Raw genomic sequence first — 8,382 nt, 5'->3', positions numbered from 1 at the left:
AGCATGGGGTGGATGGGGGTGGTGTGGGGCATGGCATCTCTCCTGTGATGCCATGGTGCCGACCCGGTCTTAGGGCTTTCTTAAGGTGGGTCGACGGGTCTTGCCGGCGGTGGGCGATGCCCTGACGGGTGGGGCGTCGCTAAGCATTCCTTCAGGCCGGGGCCGCACGATGACGGCATTCATCCACTCCCACCCGGAGGCCCACCATGCACCCCCAACTCCACCACTTCGTGCGTCAGTTCGCCGCGGTCGTCGTCGCCACGCTCGTGCCGGTGGTGCTGACCACCTTCGTCAGCCTGCCACTCAACCTGGGCGGCCACCCCGGCGAGCTGCGCGCCGCCGTGCCGGGTGAGGTGCGGCACATGACTTGAGCCTCCGCGGCCATTGCCGGGCGGTCCGCCCGGTCGACGCCGATGCGGGTATCAGACCCGCCGTGCCAGCGGTCCCAGGGTCAGCTGTTCCATCGCATGCAGCGCGCATTCGAAATCGCGCGAGGCCAGCATCGACCGTTCGATGAGGCCAGCGCGCACGCCGTGCGCGTAGTGGGTCCGCGCCGAGTCGAAGGGCAGGCGCAGCAGGCCCAGGCCTGCGTTGGCCGCGGCGGTGGTGCCATCGACCACTGCGGGCAACACGCGCCAGCCGAAGCTGGTGGCCTGCAGCGCGGGCTTGGCGACGAACGCCATCGTGGCCATCGGTGCCCTTGGGCGACGGTGTGCGGTGTTTCGCGTCAGTTCGATCGACATGTGCGGGTCCTCGTTGGGGCGTACTCTGGCCGGAAGACGTCACCGGCATTCGTGCAGCGCAGACCGCACCGTCGTGATGGGCCCGGTCCGGGATGCGATGTCCCGGCCCAGTTCATGCCGACAGACTAACAGACATTCGGGTAAACCCGAATCCCCCCGATGCGAGTGGCCGGCGCCGTGCGATGCCTGGCACCCCGCGCGGGGCCGCGCCGCCGCGGGCGTCGGCCCCTGTGCGGCCACCCGCGCCAGAGGGGGCGGCTGCCTAGAATGCCGCCATGCCCTTCGTCCACCTGCGCACCCACACCGAATACTCCGTCGTCGACGGCACGTTGCGCGTCGACGATGCCGCCGCATCGGCCCGGGCCGACGGCCAGGTGGCGCTGGCCATCACCGACCTGTCCAACCTGTTCGGCGCGGTCAAGTTCTACAAGGCCTGCCGCGGCAAGGGCGTCAAGCCGATCATCGGCGTGGACATCTTCGTCGAGCCCGAAGGCTCCGAGAAGCAACCCTCGCGGCTGATGCTGCTGGTGCAGGACCGCCAGGGCTACCTCAACCTGTGCGAGCTGCTGGCCCGCGGCTGGATCCGCAACGCGCAGCGCGCGCAGGCCTGGATCAAGTGGGAGTGGCTGGCCGAACTGGGCGGCGGGCTGCTGGCGCTGTCGGGCGCCGACCTGGGCACCGTCGGCATGGCGCTGCTGGCCGGCGACGTGGAGCGCGCGCGCGCAGCGGCGCTGCGGCTGTCGGCGCTGTTCCCGGGGCGCTTCTACCTCGAACTGCAGCGCGCCGGCCTGGCCACCCACGAGACGCACGTTCGCGCCGCGGTGCCGCTGGCCGCCGAACTGCGCCTGCCGGTGGTGGCCACGCACCCGGTGCAGTTCCCCACACCGGACGATTTCGATGCCCACGAGGCCCGGGTGTGCGTGGCCGAGGGCGAGACGCTGGGCAACGCCAAGCGCATCAAGCGCTTCTCGCGCGAGCAGTACTTCAAGACGCAGGCGCAGATGGAGGCGCTGTTTGCCGACCTGCCGTCGGCGGTGGCCAACACCGTGCGCATCGCCCAGCGCTGCAACCTGAGCCTGGCGATGGGCAAGAACTACCTGCCCGATTTCCCAACGCCCATGGTAGATGGTCAGCCGATGCCGATGGCCGACTACTTCCGCCAGGCCAGCGTCGAAGGCCTGGAGCAGCGCCTGGCCACGCTGTACCCCGACGCCGCCGAGCGCGACCGCCAGCGGCCGACCTATGCCGAGCGGCTGGAGTTCGAGATCGGCGTGATCCTGAAGATGGGCTTCCCGGGCTACTTCCTGATCGTGTCGGACTTCATCAAATGGGCCAAGGCCAACGGCTGCCCGGTGGGCCCGGGCCGCGGCTCGGGGGCCGGCTCGCTGGTGGCCTACTCGCTGCTGATCACCGACCTCGACCCGCTGCAGTACAAACTGCTGTTCGAGCGCTTCCTGAACCCCGAGCGGGTGTCGATGCCCGACTTCGACATCGACTTCTGCCAGGGCAACCGCGACCGCGTCATCGACTACGTCAAGGACAAGTACGGCCGCGAGGCGGTGAGCCAGATCGCCACCTTCGGCACCATGGCTGCCAAGGCCGCGCTGCGCGACGTGGGCCGGGTGCTGGGCATGGGCTACGGCCATGTCGACAGCATCGCCAAGCTCATCCCGGCGCCACCGGGCAAGACGGTGACGCTGGCCAAGGTGCCCGACGAGCCCGACAACAGCATCATCTACGCCCGCAAGGAAGCGCCTGAGCTCGAGCAGCGCGAGGCCGCCGAGGAAGAGGTGGCCGAGCTGCTGAGCCTGGCCACGCGCGTGGAAGGCATCGTGCGCAACATCGGCATGCATGCCGGTGGCGTGCTCATCGCGCCGGGCAAGATCACCGACTTCTGCCCGCTGTACCAGCAGCCGGGCAGCGACTCGGCGGTGAGCCAGTACGACAAGGACGACGTCGAGGCCATCGGCCTGGTCAAGTTCGACTTTCTCGGCCTGGCCACGCTGACCATCCTGGAACTGGCCAAGGACTTCATCGTCGCGCGCCACCCGGGCCGCGAGCACTTCAGCTTCGAGACCATCCCGCTCGACGATCCGCGCGTCTACAAGCTGTTCGCCGAGGGCCTGACCGAGAGCGTGTTCCAGTTCGAATCGCGCGGCATGCAGGGCATGCTGCGCGACGCCAAGCCCAGCCGCCTGGAAGACCTGATCGCGCTGAACGCGCTGTACCGGCCGGGCCCGATGGACCTGATCCCCAGCTTCGTGGCGCGCAAGCACGGCAAGGAGCCGGTGGAGTACCCGCACCCGCTGCTGGCCACCGTGCTGTCCGAGACCTACGGCATCATGGTCTACCAAGAGCAGGTGATGCAGACGGCGCAGGTGCTGGGCGGTTATTCGCTCGGTGGCGCCGACCTGCTGCGCCGCGCGATGGGCAAGAAGAAGGCCGAGGAGATGGCCCAGCACCGCGAGATCTTTCGCAAGGGTGCGGCCGAGAAGAACATCTCGGCGCAGGTGGCCGACGAGGTCTTCGACCTGATGGAGAAGTTCGCGGGCTACGGCTTCAACAAGAGCCATGCCGCCGCGTACTCGCTGCTGGCGTACCACACCGCCTGGCTCAAGGTGCATTTCACGGCCGAGTTCTACGCCGCGAACATGACCATCGAGATGGACGACACCGACAAGCTCAAGGTGTTGTTGAACGATGCCAAGCTGTTCAACATCACATTCGAGCCGCCGGACGTCAACCGTGGTCGTTACCGTTTCGAGCCGGTGACCGATCGGCTGGTGCGCTACGGCCTGGGGGCCGTCAAGGGCACGGGGCAGGGCGCCATCGAGGCCATCGTCGAGGCACGCGAGGCGGGAGGCCTGTTCCACAGCTTCTTCGACTTCTGCGCCCGCGTCGACCGCAAGCGCGTCAACAAGCGCGTGGTCGAGGCGCTGATCAAGGCCGGTGCCTTCGACGCGATGCATGCCGACCGCGCCAGCCTGGTGGCCAGCGTGGGCCTGGGCTTCGACTGGGCCGACACGCAGGTGGTCAATGCCTCGCAGGGGGGGCTGTTCGACGACGGCGACAGCCACGGCTCGTCGACGCAGGAGCCGCCGCTGCAGCATGCCGAACCCTGGGGCGTGCGCGAGCGCCTGCTGCTCGAGAAGACGGCCATCGGCTTCTACCTGTCGGGCCACCTGTTCGAGCAGAACGAGACCGAGGTGCGGCGCTTCTGCAAGCGGCGCATCGGCGACCTGGTGGACAGCCGCGAGCCGCAGCTGCTGGCAGGCATCGTGAGCGACCTGCGCTTCGTCAACGGCCAGCGTGGCCGCGTGGCCATCTTCAAGCTCGACGACCGCAGCGAGACCATCGAGGCGGTGGCCAACGACGAGCTGATCGAGCTGCACAAGGAACGGCTGAAGGAGGACGAACTGGTCGTCGTGCAGGGCAAGGTGCAGCCCGACCGCTTCTCGGGCGGCCTGCGCCTGAACGTCACCCAGCTGTGGGACCTGCCCGGCGCCCGCGCCCGCTTCGGCCGCCACCTGGCGCTGGCCGTCAACGGCGGCGTGCCGGCGCTGATGGACCTGGTGCGCACCTGGCCGGCCCGCCGCGAGGCCACCGACCAGGGCGAACTGGTGCAGGGCCTGGGCCTGCGGCTGCAGGTGGTGCGACCCACCGCCAAGGCCGAGCTCGACCTGGGCGACGAGGGCCGCTTCTGGCCCTGTGACGAGGCGCTGGCGCGCTGCAAGGCGCTGGCGCACGAGGGCCAGGCGAGCGTCGTCTACGAGTAGCCGCGGGCCGTTTCGGCCACCCCGCACGCCGCCGTCGGCCCGGCAGATGTTGCTGCGGCTTACGCTTGCTCACGTTCGCGTCGACAACGCGGGCCACACTGCAGCCGTTGTCATGGGACAGGCCCCCCGGGGCCGACGAACAAGGAACTGCAATGCACAAGCACCTGGCGACCGGCCTCACGGTCGGTCTGCTCCTCGCCGCGGCTGGCGCCGCCCAGGCCACCGATGTGGGGGTGTCCATCGGCATCAGCCAGCCTGGCGTCTACGGCCGCATCGACATCGGCCGCTTCCCGCAGCCGACGGTGGTGGTGGCGCAGCCGGTCATCATCCAGCAGCCGCGCATGGTGGTGGCCCAGCCGATGGAGCCGGTGTACCTGTGGGTGCCGCCCGGCCACCGCCGCAACTGGCGACACCACTGTGCTCGCTACGACGCCTGCGGCATGCCGGTGATGTTCGTGCAGGACCGCTGGTACCGACAGCACGTGGCACCCGCACCGCGGCGCGTCACCTACGTGGCCGCCCCGCCGCCGCCCCGGCCCATGCCGGTGTATGCGCCCGCGCCGTCCTACCAGCCGCACCCCGGCCGGGGCCGCGACCACGACCGAGGCGACGACCACAGGCGTGGCCGTGGCGACCGCGGCCACGACGACCGCGGCAATGGCCGAGGCCACGGGCGCGGGCACGACTAGGGCGTTGCGCCCGGCTGTCGTGCACTGATCGATCGACGGACACAGCGGCGCCCCCTGAACCGGGCACCTTGCCCGGGCCGTGGGGGTCCGGCGGTGCCAGAGAACCACGGCGCCGAGCTTGCGCGCCGCATCGCCCGGATCACCCGGGGTCGCCCGGGGTCGCCCGGAGGCCGCTGCTGCGAAGGACGCATTCGGGGGTTGCAGTCGAGCATCAAAAGGCCTCGCACTCAGCCGAATCCAAGGACCCCGCTGAGCGTGTAGACGGCCCTACACTGCATCGGGTGTCATCAGGCGCGAGCCGACGCCGACCGCTGGCGCCGGAAGGCGGCCAGAAGTCCTGTCCGGCTCGAGCCCGGAAGTGCACGACGCTCAAGTCGGACCCCGTATGGTCGATTCCGTCAAGGTAGCCCATGCCGCGCTCTAGCGGGCAGCAATGCCCGCGTCAGCGCCCGGATGCCCCCATGATGTCGAAGCCATTGACCGTCGACGCGCGCGCCACGTCGCTGTGGCAGGCGTTCGCGCGCCGGGTCCTGTTCGACTATCCGCCGCGGGCGCGGGCAGCCTGGCTGGCCATCACCGGTGCCGGCGCCGCTGCACTGGGTTGGGCGTCATGGAACCTGGTCTCGATGTCGAAGACGGAGGCCTGGTCCTTGGCGCTGGCGCTGGGACTGGTGGCGCTGGCCTCCAGTCTGTCGATCAAGCTGCCGCGCTCGGAGTATTCGCTGAGCATCGGCGACGTGTTCGTGTTCGGCGTGCTCGCCACCCTCGGGCCGGCGGCAGCCGTGCTCGCGTCCGGCACAGACGCCCTGGCCGGCACCGTGCGCTACAACAAGCGACTGAGTACCCGCCTCGCCACCACGGCGGCGGCGCTGGCCGCGATGGCGGTCTGCGCATGGGCCTTCGAGGTCGTCAAGGCCGCGCTGGCCCGGTACGGGCTCGGTGCGGAATCGGCGACCATGGCGGCGCTGGCCCTGGTGGCGCTGCTGCCCTTCGCGCTGTCGCTGCTGCCGCTGATGAGCATGACGGCGCTCAGGTACGACCAACCGCAGGCGCCCCTGCGATGGCTGGCCGACGCGAGCTGGATGGCGGCCATCTACGTGGCGTCGGCGCTGATCGCCGGGCTGGTGCATCTGCAGGCGCAGCGTTTTGGCGCCACCACGCTGGTGGTCACGGCCTTGTCGGCGATCGTCATCCTGCTGCTGCTGCGCAGCGCCGTGCAGCGGCAGGAATCCGAACGCCTGCGCCAGGAGGCCCAGTTGGCCCAGGCGCAGCACGAAGCCACGCTCAGCCACCAGCGCTTTGCCGCAGCCTTCAGCCATGCGGCCATCGGCATGGTCATCGTCAAGCCCGACGGCCACATCCTGCAGGCCAACGACGCGCTGGTCGCCTTGCTGAAGCTGGAGCCTGGCGCAGTGCTCGGCCTGCCCTTTGAACAGCTGCTGGACGCCCCGGATGCGCCACTGATGCGGCGGCGGGCCCAGGCCGCACGGGTGTCGCAGGACGATGCCTTCTCGATGGAGATGCAGGTCAGGCGCGGCGATGGCCAGGACATCTGGGTGGCCGTTCACTGCAGCCAGTACGAGGACCCGGACGGCGGCGGGCAGTGCCTGATCTACCAGTTGCATGACATCACGTCACGCCACGTCGCCGAGAGCCGCCTCAACCACATCGCCTATCACGACGACCTGACCGGCCTGGCCAACCGCCACTGCTTCCATGAAATGCTGGAGGCGGCGGTGGAACGAGCCCGGCTCGACCCCGGGCAGCGGTTCGCCGTGTTGTACCTGGACCTCGACCGCTTCAAGCTGGTCAACGACAGCCTCGGCCATGGCGCCGGCAACGAGCTGCTGCGTGAAGTCGCGGCCCGGCTGCGTGCCAGTGTGCACCCCTTCAACCTGGTGGCGCGCCTGGGCGGCGACGAATTCGCGGCCCTGGTCGAAACGGTGGGTGAACCGGAGATCACCCTGCAGCTGGCCCATCGCGTGCTCGACGAACTGAGCCGTCCGACGCACCTGCTGGGCACCGAGGTCATTCCGGGTGTGAGCGTCGGCGTCACCTTCAGTGACCTCGGCGACCGAACGGCCGAAGAGATCATGCGTGACGCCGACCTGGCGATGTACGAGGCCAAAGCGGCAGGCCGCGGCCGTGTCGTGCGCTTCGACAGATCCATGCATCGCAAGGTGGCCGAGAAGCTCTCGCTCGAAACCGACCTGCGGCGCGCCATCGGCGATGGTCAGCTGAGCGTGCACTTCCAGCCGATCTACCAGCTCGAGCCCTACCGGCTCAGCGGTTTCGAGGCCCTCGCACGCTGGGTGCATCCGCAGCGTGGCGCCATCAGCCCGGCCGTGTTCATCGCGCTGGCCGAGGAATCGGGCCACATCGAGGCGCTGACCGACTGGATCATCGACCACGCGATGGCTCAGCTGGCGCGCTGGAAGCGGGACAGTCCGGGCCGGCAGCACCTGTGCATGCACGTCAACATCTGCGGCCGCGACCTCGCCCGCGTCAGCCTGGCGCCCCATGTCGAGCAGGTGCTGCAGCGCCACCAGGCCGTGCCCGGCAGCCTGACGCTGGAGCTGACCGAGACCATGCTGATGGGTCGGCTGGATGTGGCCCTGCGCACCATGGCCAGCCTGAGGGCCAGTGGGGTGCGGTTTTCGATCGACGACTTCGGCACTGGCTACTCATCACTGTCGTACCTGGGACGGCTGCCGATCGACAGCCTGAAGATCGACCGCTCGTTCGTGATGGCCATGCACGAGAGCCGGGAGAACCTGGAGATCGTGCGCGCGATGCTGACGCTGGGGCGCACGCTGGGACACAAGGTGATCGCCGAAGGCATCGAGACGGAGGACCAACTGGCGATGCTGCGGCAACTCGGCGTTCACGAGGGGCAGGGCTATCTGCTGTCGCATCCGTTGTGCGCGGACCGGGTGGACGATCTGCTCGCCGCCGCCGAATCCACTGCGGATCATGCCGACTCGGGCCCTCGCGCGTGAACACGTCGCGCAGGTGCATGCGACGGGCTACCGCCTGCGCACGGTCGCCGCGACGATCGCTCGTTCGCGGCCGCAGTTCGGGCGTTGCTCTCAGCCGGTCTCGAGAGCACGCCCGGGCAGCCGAGCCAAGTTCCCGGGTTGACCTGCCTCAGGCCTGCCGTCGACCAATGCCCGG

The 8,382-nt window shown here is 69.3% G+C and carries 5 protein-coding genes; 4 read left to right on the top strand and 1 reads right to left on the bottom strand.

Translation table 11 applies throughout. From position 1 onward, the window contains the following. The first annotated feature begins 206 nt into the window (after window positions 1-206). Window positions 207-371, top strand: coding sequence for a hypothetical protein (locus EOINJALH_RS31615; protein WP_158219680.1), 165 nt, complete (start codon window positions 207-209; stop codon window positions 369-371). A gap of 51 nt (window positions 372-422) precedes the next feature. Here EOINJALH_RS31615 and EOINJALH_RS07520 read toward each other — a convergent pair whose 3' ends face one another. Then, window positions 423-743, bottom strand: coding sequence for a hypothetical protein (locus tag EOINJALH_RS07520; protein WP_144289910.1), 321 nt, complete (start codon window positions 741-743; stop codon window positions 423-425). A 275-nt stretch (window positions 744-1,018) separates the two neighbouring features. Here EOINJALH_RS07520 and dnaE point away from each other — a divergent pair, with 275 nt between their 5' ends. From dnaE to EOINJALH_RS07505, 3 genes are all read left to right on the top strand, one after another. Beyond that, window positions 1,019-4,519: a DNA polymerase III subunit alpha gene (dnaE, locus tag EOINJALH_RS07515; RefSeq protein WP_088279729.1), complete on the top strand. Its 3,501-nt coding sequence runs from the start codon at window positions 1,019-1,021 to the stop codon at window positions 4,517-4,519. Window positions 4,520-4,671: 152 nt separating this feature from the next. Further along, the gene (locus EOINJALH_RS07510) at window positions 4,672-5,208 is read left to right on the top strand and encodes a hypothetical protein (RefSeq protein ID WP_088279728.1); all 537 of its coding nucleotides are present in this window, start codon (window positions 4,672-4,674) and stop codon (window positions 5,206-5,208) included. Window positions 5,209-5,669: 461 nt separating this feature from the next. Continuing rightward, entirely contained in the window at window positions 5,670-8,207 is a 2,538-nt protein-coding gene (locus EOINJALH_RS07505; protein ID WP_158219679.1) for a bifunctional diguanylate cyclase/phosphodiesterase, read from the top strand. Window positions 8,208-8,382 lie beyond the last annotated feature (175 nt).

Source organism: Ideonella sp. A 288 (assembly GCF_002198735.1).
Classification (GTDB): domain Bacteria; phylum Pseudomonadota; class Gammaproteobacteria; order Burkholderiales; family Burkholderiaceae_C; genus Pseudaquabacterium.
This window is presented reverse-complemented; position numbering and strand designations above follow the sequence as displayed.

Excerpts from the sequence above, each read along its gene's own strand:
- EOINJALH_RS07505 (WP_158219679.1), top strand. The coding sequence starts at position 5,670 with ATGATGTCGAAGCCATTGACCGTCGACGCGCGCGCCACGTCGCTGTGG.
- EOINJALH_RS07520 (WP_144289910.1), bottom strand. The coding sequence starts at position 743 with ATGTCGATCGAACTGACGCGAAACACCGCACACCGTCGCCCAAGGGCA.
- dnaE (WP_088279729.1), top strand. The coding sequence starts at position 1,019 with ATGCCCTTCGTCCACCTGCGCACCCACACCGAATACTCCGTCGTCGAC.
- EOINJALH_RS31615 (WP_158219680.1), top strand. The coding sequence starts at position 207 with ATGCACCCCCAACTCCACCACTTCGTGCGTCAGTTCGCCGCGGTCGTC.
- EOINJALH_RS07510 (WP_088279728.1), top strand. The coding sequence starts at position 4,672 with ATGCACAAGCACCTGGCGACCGGCCTCACGGTCGGTCTGCTCCTCGCC.